The organism is Microbacterium sp. SORGH_AS_0421 (genome assembly GCF_030818635.1).
GTDB lineage: Bacteria > Actinomycetota > Actinomycetes > Actinomycetales > Microbacteriaceae > Microbacterium.
In genome coordinates this window covers 1617304-1632834 of sequence record NZ_JAUTAO010000001.1, presented here as the reverse complement: position 1 = coordinate 1632834, position 15531 = coordinate 1617304, and the positions used below count along the sequence as shown (strand labels likewise).

Sequence of the window (15531 nt, the reverse complement as noted above, 5' to 3'; positions counted from 1 at the left end):
AGCTGGGTCGCTGAGCTGGAAGCTCAGATCTCGTCGATCGACGAGGACTCGAAGCGGCTGGAGATGTTGATGCCGAGCTCTTCCGCGGCGCGGAAGGCGTCGTCATCCGTGTCGCGGAGGTTGACCGCGGTGCCGTCGGCCGAGAGGACCTCGACGTTCAGGCAGAGCGACTGCATCTCCTTCATGAGCACCTTGAACGACTCGGGGATGCCGGGCTCCTGGATGTTCTCGCCCTTGACGATCGCCTCGTAGACCTTCACGCGGCCGAGGATGTCGTCGGACTTGATCGTCAGGAGCTCCTGGAGCGCGTACGCGGCGCCGTAGGCCTCGAGGGCCCACACCTCCATCTCACCGAAGCGCTGACCACCGAACTGAGCCTTACCACCGAGCGGCTGCTGGGTGATCATCGAGTACGGGCCCGTCGAACGCGCGTGGATCTTGTCGTCGACGAGGTGGTGCAGCTTCAGGATGTACATGTAACCGACCGAGATGGGCGCCGGGAACGGCTCGCCGGAGCGACCGTCGAACAGCAGCGTCTTACCCGTGGAGTCGACCAGACGGTCGCCGTCGCGGTTCGGGATCGTCGAGTCGAGCAGACCCGCGATCTCGGCCTCGAACGCGCCGTCGAACACCGGGGTGGCGACCTTCGTGCCGGGGGCGGCCTCGCGGGCGACCTCGGGGAGGTTGGCCGCCCACTCGGGGGTGCCCTCGACCTTCCAGCCCTGCTGGGCGATCCAGCCGAGGTGGAGCTCCAGGACCTGACCGAAGTTCATTCGACCGGGGATGCCGAGCGGGTTCAGGATGATGTCGACCGGCGTGCCGTCGGACAGGAAGGGCATGTCCTCGATCGGAAGGATCTTGGCGATGACACCCTTGTTGCCGTGGCGGCCGGCGAGCTTGTCACCCTCGGTGATCTTGCGCTTCTGGGCGATGTAGACCACGACGCGGCGGTTGACGCCCGAGCCGAGCTCGTCGTCGCCGTCCTCGGCGTTGAACTCCTTGACGGCGATGATCGTGCCCTGCTCGCCGTGGGGCACCTTCAGCGAGGTGTCACGGACTTCGCGGCTCTTCTCGTTGAAGATAGCGCGCAGCAGGCGCTCCTCGGCGCTCAGCTCGGTCTCGCCCTTGGGCGTGACCTTGCCGACGAGGATGTCGCCGGGGCGAACCTCGGCGCCGATGCGGATGATGCCGCGGTCGTCGAGGTCCTTCAGCAGGTCGGGGCTGACGTTGGGGAGGTCACGGGTGATCTCCTCCTTGCCGAGCTTGGTGTCGCGCGCGTCGACCTCGTACTCCTCGATGTGGATCGACGACAGCGTGTCGTCCTTCACGAGGTCCTGGCTGAGGATGATCGCGTCCTCGAAGTTGTGGCCTTCCCACGTCATGAACGCCACGAGGAGGTTCTTGCCGAGGGCGAGCTCGCCGTTCTCGGTCGCGGGACCGTCGGCGATGACCTCGCCGGCCTCGATGCGCTCGCCGGCCGAGACGACCACGCGCTGGTTGTACGAGGTGCCCTGGTTCGAACGGTCGAACTTGCGCAGGAAGTAGTCCTGCGTGCCGCCCTCGTCGAGCTGGATCGTCACGACGTCGGCCGAGACCTCCAGGACGACACCGGACTTCTCGGCGGTGACGACGTCACCGGCGTCGATGGCCGCGAAGCCCTCCATACCGGTACCGACGACGGGCGACTCGCTACGGACGAGCGGGACGGCCTGACGCTGCATGTTCGCACCCATGAGGGCGCGGTTGGCGTCGTCGTGCTCGAGGAACGGGATGAGGGAGGTCGCCACCGACACCATCTGGCGCGGCGAGACGTCCATGTAGCCGATCTCGTCGTTCGGGAACAGGTCGACCTCGCCACCCTGACCACGGCGGGCCAGGATGCGGTCCTCCACGAAGTGGCCGTCGGCCTGGAGGGCGACACCGGCCTGAGCGACGATGTGGTCGCTCTCTTCGCTGGCGGTGAGGTAGTCGATCTGGTCGGTCACGCGGCCGTCGACGACGCGACGGTAGGGCGTCTCGATGAAACCGAACGCGTTGATGCGCGCGAACGAGGCGAGCGAACCGATCAGGCCGATGTTCGGGCCTTCCGGCGTCTCGATCGGGCACATGCGACCGTAGTGCGAGGGGTGGACGTCACGGACCTCGACGCCGGCACGCTCACGCGACAGACCACCGGGGCCCAGAGCCGACAGACGACGCTTGTGGGTCAGACCCGCGAGCGGGTTGTTCTGGTCCATGAACTGCGACAGCTGGCTCGTTCCGAAGAACTCCTTGATCGCGGCGACGACGGGGCGCACGTTGATCAGGGTCTGCGGCGTGATCGCCTCGATGTCCTGCGTGGTCATGCGCTCGCGGACGACGCGCTCCATGCGGGAGAGACCGGTGCGGACCTGGTTCTGGATGAGCTCGCCGACGGCGCGGATGCGACGGTTGCCGAAGTTGTCGATGTCGTCGGTGTCGAGACGGATCTCGGCAGCCTGGCCGCCACGGACTCCGTCGAAGGTGACGTCGCCGCGGTGCAGGCGGACGAGGTACTTGATCGTGGCGACGATGTCGTCGACGGTCAGCACAGAGTCGCTCAGCGGCTTGTCGAGACCGAGCTTCTGGTTGATCTTGTAGCGACCCACCTTGGCGAGGTCGTAGCGCTTGGAGTTGAAGTAGAAGTTGTCGAGCAGCGCGCGGGCGGCCTCGGCGGCGACCTGCTCGCCCGGACGGAGCTTGCGGTAGATGTCGCGGAGGGCGTCTTCCTTGGTGAGGATCGTGTCCTTGGACAGCGTCTCTTCGATGGAGTCGAAGCCGGAGAACTCCGCGAGGATGTCCTCGCTGGTCAGGCCGAGAGCCTTGAGGAAGACGGTGACCGACTGCTTGCGCTTGCGGTCGATGCGCACGCCGACCTGGTCGCGCTTGTCGATCTCGAACTCGAGCCAGGCGCCGCGCGAGGGGATGACGCGCGCCGACACGATGTCCTTGTCGGAGGTCTTGTCGGGCGTCTTGTCGAAGTAGACACCGGGCGAACGGACGAGCTGCGACACGACGACACGCTCGGTGCCGTTGATGATGAACGTGCCCTTGTTGGTCTGGAGCGGGAAGTCGCCCATGAAGACCGTCTGGGTCTTGATCTCACCGGTCTGGTGGTTCATGAACTCGGCCTCGACGTACAGCGGGGCGGCGTAGGTCTTGCCGCGCTCCTTGCACTCCTCGATCGAGTACTTCTCGGGCTCGAGGTACGGGTTCGTGAACGAGAGCTGCATCGTCTCGCTCAGGTCCTCGATCGGCGAGATCTCCTCGAAGATCTCCTCGAGTCCGCTGATCTCGGGGACGTCGGTGCGACCGGCGGCCTGAGCCTCGGCGACGCGCGCCTTCCATGCTTCGTTACCGACGAGCCAGTCGAACGACTCGGTCTGCAGCGCGAGCAGATCGGGAACGGTCAGCTTGTCGGAGATCTTCGCGAACGAGAGGCGAGATGCGCCGCGTCCGCTCTTCGGGGTGGTGGTGGTGGATGCGTTGCTCGCAGCAGCCAAGGGAATAACCTCCAGAAGCCCGGGCGAGGGGCTCGTGATTCCTTGTCGTCAGGTGGAGTGCGTTCCTGCCCCGATAACCTGCACGTCGCACACCGCGGTGAAGCGGGGACGGGCAAGCTCAGCCGACCACCATATGAGGGCAGGGGGAATCGAGGAGCGCAAAGTCCAAGCATACGCGCGAGGACTCGCCGTGTCCAGTCCAATTCTTGACGCGTTCTCGGACCTGCGGTATAAACGCGTGCGCTCGTCGCGGATCCCCGTTCCCGCTCTCGTCAGACCCGCCGGAATCGCACCCGGTCTCCCGGCCTCGCCTGCGCCAACGCCTCGGTGCCGGCCTCGGTCGCCACCGCGATCACCGGATACCCGCCGGTCACCGGACCGTCGGCGAGAAGCACCACCGGCCGCCCGTGCGGGGGGACCTGGAGGGCGCCCGGGCGCATGCCCTCGCTCGCGAGCTCACCGGGATGAACGCGCTCGAGGGCGGGGCCGTCGAGACGGATCCCGACACGGTCGAGGTCGGAAGAGACGGTCCAGATCTGCGTGACGAGCGTCGTGAGAGCCTCGGGTGCGAACCAATCGGCGCGCGGACCCTCGCCGAGAGGGACCTCGATCAGCGAGGGCGGCACGGTCCAGGGAAAGACGTCGACGGGGGGAATGGCGGATGCCGGCACCCCGGCGCGGACGAGGTCACCGGCGCGGAGCGGGGCGGGGCCGAGGCCCGCGAGCGAATCGTGAGCGCGCGAGCCCATCGCCGCGTGCCCCTCCACGCCGCCGCGGACGGCCAGGTAGCTGCGCAGACCCGCCCGCGCGACCCCGATCGACAGCTCGCTTCCGGCGCGCACGAGGACAGGTGCGTACAGGTCCACCGCCCGCTCGTCGACCCGCACCTCGGTGAGCGCCCCGGTGACGCCGACCCAGGTGTCGGCCTCGGCGCGGGCGCGGAAGCCTCCGAGCAGGATCTCGAGCCCCGCCGCCCCCTCGTCATTGCCGACCAGCCGGTTGGCGACGCGCAAGGCTTGGCGATCCAGCGCCCCCGAGCGCGCGACCCCGAGGGCGGCGAGACGGGGGCGCCCCAGGTCCTGCACGGTGGTGCCGACGCCGGCGTCGACGACGCGGAGCGCGGGCACCCCGCAGCTCGCGGGCGCAGGCGCCATGCCGACGCGGGCGCTCATGCCCGTCCCGGCCGCCGAGCCGGACCGACTCGACCCCACGACCCGCGGGCGCTCCGGCACGAACCGCACGCGGGCGCGCGGCGGGAGCAGCGCCGGGTGGGCGGCATCCGGATCGAAGAGAACCGCATCGGTCGAGGCGATCAGGCGCCAGCCGCCCGGGGTCTGTCGGGGATAGGCGCCCGTGAAGCCGGCGGCGAGCCCGACCGCGCCCGCGGGGACCCGCGTCCGGGGCCGATCGAGGCGGGGCACGTCGAAGGGCCAGTCCGCGCTGACGAGATAGGCGAAGCCCGGCGAGAAGCCTGTGAAAGCGACCGACCATTCCGCTGCCGCGTGGCGGGAGACGAGGTCGGAGACCGGGATGCCGAGGAGCGCGGCCGTGTCGTCGAGATCGGCGCCGTCGTAGCGGAGGGGCACGTCCACGACGGGTCCGGGTTCGGGCTCCGCGGCGTGCGCCGAGGCGGTCGAGCGAATCCACGCGCGAACGGCCGCCGGAGGGATGCGCGCGGGATCGAAGCACACGAGGACGGTGCGCGCGGCGGGGACGAGGTCGTCGATTCCGGCCGGCGGGTCCGCGGCGAGCGCCGCGTGCAGGCGGACGGCGGCGGCGAGGTCGGCGACCTCGGCGAGAACGGCCCGCTCCCCCATCGGTCGCAGGACGATCACCGCACCCGGCGGAGTCACCACGGAGCGCGCACCTCGATGCCGGCTCCGTCGAGCGCCGAGCGCACCGCGCGGGCCATCGCGACGGCGGTCGGCGTGTCGCCGTGCAGACACAACGAGGCGGCGTCGACGCACACGCGCGCTCCGTCGACGGCTTCGACCTCGCCGTCGCGGACGAGCCGCACGGCGCGGTCGGCGGCGGCGGCGGGGTCATGGACGAGGTCACCCGGCTCGCCGCGGGGCACGAGAGCACCGTGCGCGGTGTACCCGCGGTCGAGGAACGCCTCGTGCACGAAGGGAAGACCCGCGGATGCCGCGGCCTCGGCGATCGCACCGGCCAGACCGAGGATCGGCAGAGCGCGTCCGAGCCGAGCGGAGTGGTCCGCCACCGCCGCCGCGACCGCCCCGGCCTGCCGGGGGTCGGCGGTGACGGCGTGATAGAGCGCCCCGTGCGGCTTCACGTAGCGCAGGTCGGCACCGGCCGCGGCCAGAGCGGACAGCTGAGCCGCCACGATCGCGCGGAGCTCGGCGGGCTCGATCGAGCGGGCGACCCGACCGAAGTTCTCGCGGTCGTCGTACGAGGGGTGTGCGCCGACGGCGACCCCGTATCTCGCCGCCGTCTCGACAGAGGCGCGCATCGACACGGCATCCCCCGCGTGCCCGCCGCAGGCGACGTTGGCGCTGGAGACCACCGCGAACATGGCGTCGTCGTCGGCCGTCGCAATCCCGTCGACGGTCTCGCCCAGGTCGGCATTGAGGTCCACCCGCATGCGGCCACGGTACCGCCGCCCGGAGGGCCTAGCGTGGGGGCATGGCCCGCATGCGCATCGAACCCGACGACGCCCCCACCGCGCGGCTGTCGGACGGCTCTCTCGCGCGCGTCTCGCCGTCGGGGTTCGTCTCGGGGTGGGAGCTGGTCGTCGACGGCACCCCCCAGTCGCACGTCGACCTCGACGATCCGACGCACCTGCACTTCGAGTACGTGGCCCGCATGGGCGCCGTGATCGATCGACTCCGGATGCCGGGGCAGCCGCTCACCGCGGTCCACCTCGGCGCGGGCGCGCTCACCCTGCCGCGCTACGTCGAGGCGACCCGACCGGGCTCGCGTCAGCAGGTCATCGAGCTCGAACCCGCGCTATGGGATCTCGTGCGCGAGAACCTGCCGCTGCCGCGCGGTGCCTCGGTGCGCGTGCGCATCGGCGACGCGCGGGCGGGGCTGTCGAGGCTGCCCGCCGGACTCACCGGCGCCGTCGACCTGCTGGTGAGCGACGTGTACTCCGGCGCCCAGACCCCGGCCCATCTGACCACGGTGGAGTTCTACCGCGAGGCGGCGGCGCTGCTGGCGGCGGACGGGGTGCTGTTGGTCAATGTGTCCGACGGTCCGGGGCTGGCCTTCGCCCGCCGTCAGGTCGCCACCATCCGCGACGTGCTGCCCGAGGTCATCGTCCTCGCCGAGGTGCAGGTGCTCAAGGGGCGCAGGTTCGGCAACCTCGTGGTCGCCGCCTCCGCCGCCCCGCTGCCGGTCGAATGGCTCCCGCGTCTCATGGCGGCCGGGCCCCACCCGGCCAAAGTCGCCCAGGGCGCCGAGATCGAGGAGTTCATGCGCGGGTCCCGAACGGCCACCGACGCCGATGCGACCGCGTCGCCGAAGCCCTCGGCATCCCTCTTCGAGAGATGATCCTCGCGTCTTCGCTCCCCGACCGCGTGGCGCTGCGGCGCTCGACGCCCGGGCGACGCAGACTGGAGGTCCTGCCGGAACGAGAGGAGCGATGGTGAGCTACATCCACGGGTACGACCCCGATACCTTGCGAGAGGTCACCGACTCCCGCGAGTGCGCGGAGCGGCTCGAGGAGATCGGTTCCCAGCGCAGCCTCCACGCCCTGCTCGAGCGGGTCTGGCTCCTGAAGGTGCTCGATCGATTCGACGAGGCGCTCGCCATCTCGGAGCAGTCGGTGCGCGTCGCCCGAATGGCCGGAACCCGTCGCGATCTGCTGCGCGCGCGCATCCTGCACGCCACGATCATGCAGTGCCGCGGGGCCTACGCCGCCGCCGAGCAGGAACTCACCATGTGCGCCGAAGAGGCCGAGGGCCAGGGCTGGGCGAGCATCGCCGCCTTCGCGCTCCAGCACCGCGGCAAGGTGCATTACGACGAAGGCGACTTCGACGCCGCCCGCCGCGACTTCAAGCAGGCACTGTTCCTGCGTCAGAACGCCGGCGCCACCGACGCGCAACTTGAATCGACCCTGCTCGCGATCGACGCCGCGGAGCGTCGGCGCACGCGCGAGGTCGTCGCGAGCTGAGTGTCGTCGGTCCCACCTAGGCTTCCGCTCATGTCCGACCTGCAGCGCGTCCGCATCTGGGCAGAGGCGCTGATCGCCCTGCACCTCGACGACTCGTGGACGTTCGCCTTCGACAACGCCAAGCGGCGCGCGGGCCTGTGCGACTACGGCCGTAAGCGCATCAGCGTCTCGCGGTACCTCTCGGCACGCTACGACGACGACACCAACCACCAGACGCTGCTGCACGAGGTCGCGCACGCCGTCGCGGGAGCGGCGGCCGGGCACGGTCCGGTGTGGAAGCGCACCGCGCGCGGGCTCGGCTACGTCGGCGGCACGACGCACGCCGGCGAGACCGCGAACGAACTCGCGCCCTGGGTGGGCACGTGCCCGGCGGGGCACGTCGCCTACCGTCATCGCCGCGCGACCCGCCCCACCTCGTGCGCGAAGTGCGCTCCGTCGTTCGATCCGCGATTCGCGCTGTCGTGGGTGCATCGCGACATCAGCCGCGCGACGCGGCTGGCGGCGTCGCTGCCCCGCTAGAGGGGCTCAGGCGGCGACGATGATCCCGTCTCGGAGGACGGGGACGACGGATGCCGCATCGCGTGCGGCCGCGGCCAGCACCGCCTCTCGCGCCCCTTCGGCCCCGAGGACGCGGCCTGTCCCACTGGCCGTCAGCAGGTGCCGTACGGCGCCCCCGAGGGCGCGGAACCCCTCTCCCGCCACCGCGGCGTCGGGAGAGCCGTGGTCGATGCCCAGGTCGCCGAGCGCGGCGACGACGGCACCCGCCCCCAGCAGGTCCTCGACCGCGAAGCGGAGGCTGTCGGCGTCTGGGGAGCCGGCGGCGATGACCGAGATGCTGGTGCGCTCCCCTCGGGCGCGCTGCACCTCGAGCACGTGGGCCGCGACGGCGGCCGCGTTGCGCAGTCCGCCGATGACGACGTGGGCGCCCTCGTTCGCGGCGGCGAGCGCGAGCTGCGCGGCCGGATCGCCCTCGAGGAGATGGGACCCGCCGTTCTCGGTCGCGGCCAGTGCGCGCATCGACAGTCCCAGCGTCTGCACGACGATCACGACGTGGGACGGGGCGAGGCGATCCAGCCCCGCGCGTCCCCAATCCAGACGCACCTGGTAGTCGGACTGCGCGAGGGCGGGAGAAGACGGCATCCCTCGATCGTAAAACGCCCGGAACGGACTCCCCGCGTCAAGCCGTGCCCGCCGATCACCGGGATCGGGCACGATCGACTCATGCGCATCCTGCTGAAGTTCGTCATCGACTGCGACCCGGATGCCGCCTGGCGCGCCCTGCACTCCCCGCGCGCGGTGGCGGAGTTGTACGGCCCCCTCCTCGACGTCGAGGCCCTCGGCGAGATGCCGACCTCGTTCGAGTCCGGCGACGACGTGCCCGTGCAGATGAGCGTCGCGGGCCTGCTGCCGGTCGGGCGTCAGCTCATCTCGGTCGCCGACCGTGAGACCAGCGACGCGCACGGGCGCGTGCGCGTGTTCCGCGATTGGGGTGTTCCGCTGACCGGGCCGCTCTCGGTGCTCGACGTCTGGGACCACCAGATGGCGGTGTCGGAGGCTCCGGGAGAGCCCGGCCGCACGCTCTGGCGAGAGCGTCTCACGATCGGCGGGGCCGCGGCTCCCGCGCTGTGGCCGGCGCTGTGGGCGACGTGGCAGTGGCGGGCGGCGCGCATCAAGTCACTCGCCCCCACCTGGGCGCACGACCCCGAGAACGACGCCGACTGACCCGGGATCGCCTCAGGCGAGGCCGTGGCGATAGGCGAAGACGACCAGCTGCACGCGATCGCGCAGGGCGAGCTTGGTGAGGATGCGGCTGATGTGCGTCTTGACCGTGGCCTCGGACAGGAACTCGCGCTCGGCGATCTCGGCGTTGCTGAGTCCCGCCGCCGCGAGTGCGAAGATCTCGCGTTCTCGATCGGTGAGCGCCCCGTAGGCGGCCGGCACCGGCTCCCCGCCCCCGCCGTCGGCGATGTGGGCGAAGAGCTCTCTCGTGGCCTCGGCGGCGATGACGGCGGAACCCGCGTGGACCGTCCGCACCGCGGACAACAAGAACTCCGGCTCGGAGTCCTTGAGCAGGAACCCGCTCGCCCCGCCCTGGATGGCCCGAGCCGCGGCCTCGTCGAGGTCGAAGGTCGTCAGCACCACCACGCGCGGAGCGTCGGGCTCGCGCAGGATCTCGGCGGTGGCCGCGAGCCCGTCCAGGACCGGCATCCGCACGTCCATGAGCACCAGGTCGGGGCGCGTCGCTCGCACGACCTCGATGCCCTCGCGTCCGTCGGAGGCCTCCCCCACCACCTCGAGGTCGGGCTGGGAGTCGATCACCATGCGGATACCGGCACGGAACAGGGCTTGATCGTCGACGAGGACGATGCGGACGGGGGCGGTCACGATGACGGCTCCTCTCGCGGTTCGGGGGTGGCTCGGCATCCGCTCTGCCGCGGCGAACGGCCGCTCACAGCGCAGCACCGATCGGCAGGGTGGCTCGGACGACGAACTCGCCATACTCCGGTCCGGCCGTCAGGTGGCCGCCGACGAGCTGCGCGCGTTCGCGCATGCCGATGAGACCGTGACCGCCGGGCGCGGAGCTGGAAAGGACGGGGACGGATGCCGTGGCCCGGGCGTTGCGCACCGAGACCACGACGCGGTCGGGCCACCACGCCAGGTGGACGCGCACGCGCGGGTCGACACCGTGGCGCAGGGCGTTCGTGAGCGCCTCCTGCATGATGCGGTACACCGCGAGCTGGATGGCCGCGGGGGGCTCGCCGGGAGGGAGCGGATCGACCCCGACCTGGACGTCGACGCCCGCGGCACGCATCCGCTGGAAGAGGACTTCCAGATCGGCGAGGGTGGGCTGCGGCCCCTCGGCCTGAGAGTGCCGGAGCTGGGTGAGAAGGAGCCGAACGTCGGCGAGCGCCGCCCGCGCGGTCGACGAGATCGTCGTGAGCGCCTCGGAGGTGGCCCGGGGATCCGAGGCCGCGGCGTAGCGGGCCCCGTCGGCTTGGGCGATGACCACTGCCAGGGAGTGGGCGACGACGTCGTGCATGTCGCGGGCGATGCGGACGCGCTCCTGCTCCGCGATCGTCTCGGCCTCGGCCGCGCGCTGGGCGCGACTGTTCGCCGCGGCCCGCATCGCCGTGCGCACGAGCGCGCCCGAGACCCAGGCCAGCATGAGGGCGAAGCCCGCGGCGAGGAAGAGGGCGATGACCGCGAACCAGTCGTTGCCGTTGGGCGGAGCCTGCAGACCGCGGCCCACGAGGTAGATCGGCACCACGGCCGCGCCGACGATCGCCGAACCGAACCCGAACCAGAACACGCGCCGCGTCCCGTACGCGCCCGTCGTGTACAGCACGGCGAAGATCGCGAGGTCTGACGGGGACGGCTGCCGGCCGAAGCCCATCTGCACGAGGGCGGCTGCCCACGCGACGCACAGGGCGAGTCCCGGGTGCAGGCGCCGCAGACCCACCGAGCTCGCGAAGGCGAGTGCGACGAAGAGCGCGGCGACGCTGTCGACCGGGGTGGCACTCGCGACGAGCTCGATGGCGATCGCCACCAGGAAGAAGATCACGGCGATGCCGAGGTCGGTGACCAACTGGTAGCGGGTGAGCGGGCGGAGAGCGAACATCACCGCCACGCTACGCGGGCGGCCGTGGTCACGGCATCCGTCCCGGGGTGTATCTGTGTCGGCCGTCGGGAGGAGCCTCGAGGCGAGGGCGGATCAGGCCGGGAAGTCGGCCGGCTCGATCGGACGCGCCTCGAAGAAGGTCTGCAGCACGACGGTCGTGCGGGTGTTCACCTGGGCCGCGGCGCGGATGTCGCGGATGAGCGCCTCGAGGTCGCGCGGCGTCGGCACGCGGACGAAGAGCATGTACGCCGCCTCGCCCGCGATGGAGTGGCAGGCCTCGATCGGCGTCAGGTGGGCGAGCAGCTCGGGAGCGTTGTCGGGCTGCGCGGGGTCGAGCGGCGTGATCTCGACGAAGGCCGCGAGCGGCCGCCCCAGCGCCTCGGCATCGAGGATCGGGCGGTAGCCCTTCACGATCCCTCGAGCTTCGAGCCGGCGCAGCCGCGACTGGACGGCCGAGACCGAGAGGCCGACGCGCTCCGACAGGTGCGACAGCGTGGCGCGCGCGTCGAGTGAGATCTCGCGGACGATCGCTGCGTCGACGGAGTCCTCGAGGCGAGGAGCGCGGGAGGAGGCCTCGGTCATGCGGTCGACAGTATCAGCGGCGGCGAGTCCCCCTCTGGCGGGATCCGTAATTTTTCCGTTAGCATCCACATTCAGCAGGAATATTTACAGCATCGAATGGAGGATGCCATGACCACCGCCGCGCCTACCCGTGCCGCCGACGATCTGATCGCCGGACACGGCGTCGATACGGTCGAGCAGACCCCCGCCTGGGCGAAGCTCAAGGGCGCCGCCACCGCACTGCAGGCGCTGCAGGCCAAGGACGGCTCCATCGAGGACATCGTCGCGGCGACCCCCCTGCTCGACGACCTGACCGCGGCGATCGAGGCGCTCGCGCCCCTCTTCCCGCACGACGCGGCCTACCTCGCGGCATCCGTCACGGACTTCCGCCGCTGGCGAGACGAGGGGCTCGGGGTTCCCGACTTCCTCGACTCCCTGGTCGCCTTTCACCCGCAGGAGCACCGCGTCGACGGCATCCGTCACCTCGTGCTCTTCCCGATGTACACGCAGAACGGCTCGAGTGAACGGCACGTCGAGGCGGTGATCGTCGAGGCGATCTGGCCGGAGTTCATCGCGCGGCTCGAGACCGAGTACACCAACCGCCTCTTCGTCTCGCTGCGGCTGGTCGACTTCACCTCGGGCTACGACACCAACTCGGCCGTGCTCTTTCCCGAGACCGTCGCGATGCGCGAGGTTCCCGCGTTCACGTGGGGCGCGATCTTCCAGGACCGCGAGGCCGCACGCTACCGTCGCGTGACCCGCGCCGCCGCGGACATCACGAAACTCCGACTCCCGGACGCCGCCGCGCGTCTGCTCGACGATCAGGACCTCGCCGAGCGGACGTTCGTGATGTGGGATCTCATCCATGACCGCACGCACATGCGCGGCGACCTGCCGTTCGACCCCTTCATGATCAAGCAGCGGATGCCGTTCTTCCTCTACTCGCTCGAAGAACTGCGCTGCGACCTCACCGCGTTTCGCGAGTGCGTGTCGCTGCAGGCGCGCCTGGTCGCCCGGGACGACCTCGACGACGCCGAGGCAGCGATGCTCGAGCACGCCGAGCTTGTGCAGTACGCCGTGATCTTCGACCGCATCTTCCGCTTCGCCATCACCGGCTCTCGCGTGCGCAACTACGACGGTCTCGGCGGGCAGCTGCTGTTCGCCTGGCTGCATCAGCGACGCGTGCTGCACTGGACCGACACCTCGCTCGCCTTCGACTGGGACGAGGTACCCGCCGCGGTCATCGCCCTCGCGGATGCGATCGACGAACTGTACTGGCGCTCGATCGACCGCCCCAAGGTCGCCCACTGGCTCGCCGCCTACGACCTCGTGCGCTCGGTCGTCACACCCCACCCCGCTTCGGTGTGGGCACGAGGCCTGCCCGATGAGGTGCTCGCGGGATTGCCCAAGGGCTACACCGATGCGGTGCTCGACGACGAGTTCCCCCTGTCGATGTTCTTCGAGGCGCTGGAGAAGAAGATGCGTCCCGTCATCGCATCGACCGAGGGAATTCGCGGAACGGACTGAACACCCGGATGAGCGAGGTGACAGCCGACCCCGCGGTCGAGCCGCGGGAGCGGGTACGCGGGCGACTCGTTCTGCTCGCGGGCGGAACGAGTGCAGCCGGCCGCGCCTGTGCTCGCGTTCTCGGCGAGGCGGGAGCGCGGGTCGTGGTCGTGGGTTCGAACGCCGCCCGCCTGCGCGAGGCCGCCGAGTCCGCGCCCGCGGCGGCGACGGAGCTGTGCGACCTGACCGACCCGGCCGCCGTGTCGGCTCTGCGCGACCGCGTGCACGCCGCCCACGGGACCGTCGACGGCGTGATCCACCTCGTCGGCGGCTGGCGCGGTGGAGGGGGGCTCGCCGGACAGAGCGACGAGGACCTCGCCGTTCTGCTGCGGTCGTTCACGGCTCTGCGTAACGTCAGCCGCGTCTTCGACGACGACCTGCGCACCTCGGATGCCGGGCGGCTCGCCATCGTCTCGTCGACCGCCGTCGTACGCCCCCTCGCCGGAGGCGCGAACTACGCCGCGGTGAAAGCGGCGAGCGAGGCGTGGACGCGGGCCGTCGCACAGGGGTACGCGAAGTCCGCGCGCGATACGGGGCGGGAGCTGTCGGCCGCGGGCGTGATCTTCCGCGTGCGCAGCCTCGGCGGACTCGAAGAAGCCCTGGCATCCGCCGTCGTTGCGCTGTGGGACGACGAAGCCGCGGCGTGGAACGACGTCGTCGTCGACATTGACACGGGCGGTTAGCTCGACCCCACCCCGGCGTGGACCTCAGCCGTGCGGTACTGCCGCGAGAGCGTGCGGTACGAGCGCGTGAGGAACGCCATCGCAGCCGCGATCACCATCACGACGCCGGAGACGGCGAAGACCAGCGCGATGCCGCGCGAATCTCCCTCGCCGAGCAGCCAGCCCCACGTCGAGCGCCCACTCTCACCGTCCATGTAAGGGATGATCAGGAACTGCGCGATCGGCGCGATGAGGAACGACGTCACGGGTGCCGCGGCCGATTCGAACGCCGCGGCGAAGCCGAAGACGCGCCCCTGGGTCTCGAAGGGCACCACCTTTTGAATGACCGTCTGCTCGGCCGCCTCGACCGGCGGGATGAGGGCCATGTAGACCCAGATGCCGAGCGCGTACAGCCACCACCACTCGCGGAGAGTGAACAGCGCGCCGAGCGCGCCCATCGCCATGACGATCCAGAGCATGGTGCGGATGGGGTTCTTGCCGAGGCCGAACTTCGCGACGAGACCGCCGCCGATGATGAAGCCGGTCGCGGTGATCCCGAGGACGATCCCCCAGACCTTCACATCGAACATCTCGAGACCGTAGGGGTCCATGAGCGCCATGTAGACGCCGCCGATGAGGTTGTTGAACGTCGAGAAGACGATGAGGGCGAAGAGCCCCGGCGCGAGACGCACCGCTCGGATCGCCCCGCGCAGATCGACGATCGGACCGGGGCGCTGCCCGGCGGCGGGGCGCTCCTCGGGGATGCGGATGGTCAACAGGTGCGCGAGAGCGAGGGCGGTGAGCACGAGCGAGATGGCCAGCGTCCACCCCATGCCGAGAAAGCCCACCGAGAGGCCACTGAAGACGCTGGTCACGACGAAGGCGAGCCCCTGCACCGTGCCGACGAGCCCGTTCGCGTTGGCGTGACGCTCGACGGGCACGAGAAGCGTCACGGTCGTCGACAGCGCGATGTTGCGAAGGTTCTCGATCACGGCCCCGGCGAGGATGACGCCCGCGAACAGCCAGAACCACGGCCCGCCGAGGTCGAGGAGCACGGCCTCGGGGAATGCCAGCCAGAGCGCCCCCGCCAGCAGGAACGCCACGAGCGTCACGAACCCGGAGACCACCATGACCCGGTGCTTGCGGTGACGATCGACGAGCGAGCCGAACACCATCGCGAACACGGCGAGCAAGAGCATGTACGCACCGCCGACGATGCCGGTAGCGAGCACCGAACGGGTTTCGAGATACACCCAGAACGTGAGAGCGAACCAGAGGAAGCTCGTCGTCACGTTGGCCGCAGCCGTGTTGACGAGCACCGCGAGGAAGGTGCCGCGCCGGGCGGACGCGGCAGCGGCGGGCGGTGCAGCAGAGGCCGGGCTCTCGGACATAGCGCCACGGTAGACCGGGGGTCCGACATTGACCAGGGTCTGGTCGATCGACGGCACGCCCCCCCCCCGGGTGCGGTCG

Annotated in this window: 14 protein-coding genes; 6 read left to right on the top strand and 8 right to left on the bottom strand. The window is 70.5% G+C overall.

Features of this window, described 5'->3' with window-relative positions:
- Positions 1-23: 23 nt before the first annotated feature.
- The 3 genes from QE416_RS07725 to pxpA all read right to left on the bottom strand — a co-directional run bounded on the left by QE416_RS07725 (position 24) and on the right by pxpA (position 6123).
- Complete coding sequence (locus QE416_RS07725) at positions 24-3521, bottom strand: DNA-directed RNA polymerase subunit beta (RefSeq protein ID WP_210072360.1); 3498 nt, start codon at positions 3519-3521, stop codon at positions 24-26.
- A 272-nt stretch (positions 3522-3793) separates the two neighbouring features.
- The gene (locus tag QE416_RS07720) at positions 3794-5377 is read right to left on the bottom strand and encodes a 5-oxoprolinase/urea amidolyase family protein (RefSeq protein WP_307314994.1); all 1584 of its coding nucleotides are present in this window, start codon (positions 5375-5377) and stop codon (positions 3794-3796) included.
- A complete protein-coding gene (gene pxpA / locus QE416_RS07715) occupies positions 5371-6123 on the bottom strand; it encodes a 5-oxoprolinase subunit PxpA (protein WP_307314991.1) in 753 nt (250 codons plus the stop codon). Before pxpA ends, QE416_RS07720 begins: the two co-directional genes overlap by 7 nt.
- Positions 6124-6164: 41 nt before the next feature.
- Here pxpA and QE416_RS07710 point away from each other — a divergent pair, with 41 nt between their 5' ends.
- From QE416_RS07710 to QE416_RS07700, 3 genes are all read left to right on the top strand, one after another.
- Positions 6165-7031, top strand: a complete 867-nt coding sequence (locus QE416_RS07710; protein ID WP_267786084.1) for a spermidine synthase — start codon at positions 6165-6167, stop codon at positions 7029-7031.
- A 94-nt stretch (positions 7032-7125) separates the two neighbouring features.
- On the top strand, positions 7126-7653 hold the full coding sequence (locus QE416_RS07705; protein ID WP_056228266.1) for a hypothetical protein: 528 nt from the start codon (positions 7126-7128) through the stop codon (positions 7651-7653).
- Positions 7654-7683: 30 nt separating this feature from the next.
- The gene (locus tag QE416_RS07700) at positions 7684-8172 is read left to right on the top strand and encodes a SprT-like domain-containing protein (protein WP_210072363.1); all 489 of its coding nucleotides are present in this window, start codon (positions 7684-7686) and stop codon (positions 8170-8172) included.
- Between the two features lie 6 nt (positions 8173-8178).
- On the opposite strand, the gene QE416_RS07695 is transcribed toward QE416_RS07700, so the two are convergent.
- Complete coding sequence (locus tag QE416_RS07695) at positions 8179-8793, bottom strand: 2-phosphosulfolactate phosphatase (protein WP_267786083.1); 615 nt, start codon at positions 8791-8793, stop codon at positions 8179-8181.
- A gap of 81 nt (positions 8794-8874) precedes the next feature.
- Between QE416_RS07695 and QE416_RS07690 the strand changes: the two genes are divergently transcribed.
- Positions 8875-9375 (top strand): hypothetical protein, encoded by a 501-nt coding sequence (locus QE416_RS07690; RefSeq protein ID WP_307314987.1) that lies wholly within the window; start codon positions 8875-8877, stop codon positions 9373-9375.
- A gap of 12 nt (positions 9376-9387) precedes the next feature.
- Here the strand turns inward: QE416_RS07690 and QE416_RS07685 are convergent, their stop codons facing one another.
- From QE416_RS07685 to QE416_RS07675, 3 genes are all read right to left on the bottom strand, one after another.
- Positions 9388-10077, bottom strand: coding sequence for a response regulator transcription factor (locus tag QE416_RS07685; RefSeq protein WP_267786081.1), 690 nt, complete (start codon positions 10075-10077; stop codon positions 9388-9390).
- Between the two features lie 25 nt (positions 10078-10102).
- Positions 10103-11272 (bottom strand): sensor histidine kinase, encoded by a 1170-nt coding sequence (locus QE416_RS07680; RefSeq protein WP_307314984.1) that lies wholly within the window; start codon positions 11270-11272, stop codon positions 10103-10105.
- A 93-nt stretch (positions 11273-11365) separates the two neighbouring features.
- The gene (locus QE416_RS07675; RefSeq protein ID WP_210072368.1) at positions 11366-11854 is read right to left on the bottom strand and encodes an Lrp/AsnC family transcriptional regulator; all 489 of its coding nucleotides are present in this window, start codon (positions 11852-11854) and stop codon (positions 11366-11368) included.
- 108 nt (positions 11855-11962) lie between these two features.
- Here QE416_RS07675 and QE416_RS07670 point away from each other — a divergent pair, with 108 nt between their 5' ends.
- Together QE416_RS07670 and QE416_RS07665 are read left to right on the top strand one after the other, a co-directional pair.
- Positions 11963-13360 (top strand): DUF6421 family protein, encoded by a 1398-nt coding sequence (locus QE416_RS07670; RefSeq protein ID WP_307314980.1) that lies wholly within the window; start codon positions 11963-11965, stop codon positions 13358-13360.
- A gap of 8 nt (positions 13361-13368) precedes the next feature.
- Positions 13369-14082, top strand: a complete 714-nt coding sequence (locus tag QE416_RS07665; protein ID WP_307314977.1) for an SDR family oxidoreductase — start codon at positions 13369-13371, stop codon at positions 14080-14082.
- Here the strand turns inward: QE416_RS07665 and QE416_RS07660 are convergent.
- Positions 14079-15452: an MFS transporter gene (locus tag QE416_RS07660; RefSeq protein ID WP_267786077.1), complete on the bottom strand. Its 1374-nt coding sequence runs from the start codon at positions 15450-15452 to the stop codon at positions 14079-14081. The genes QE416_RS07665 and QE416_RS07660 overlap by 4 nt on opposite strands.
- Between the last annotated feature and the right edge of the window lie 79 nt (positions 15453-15531).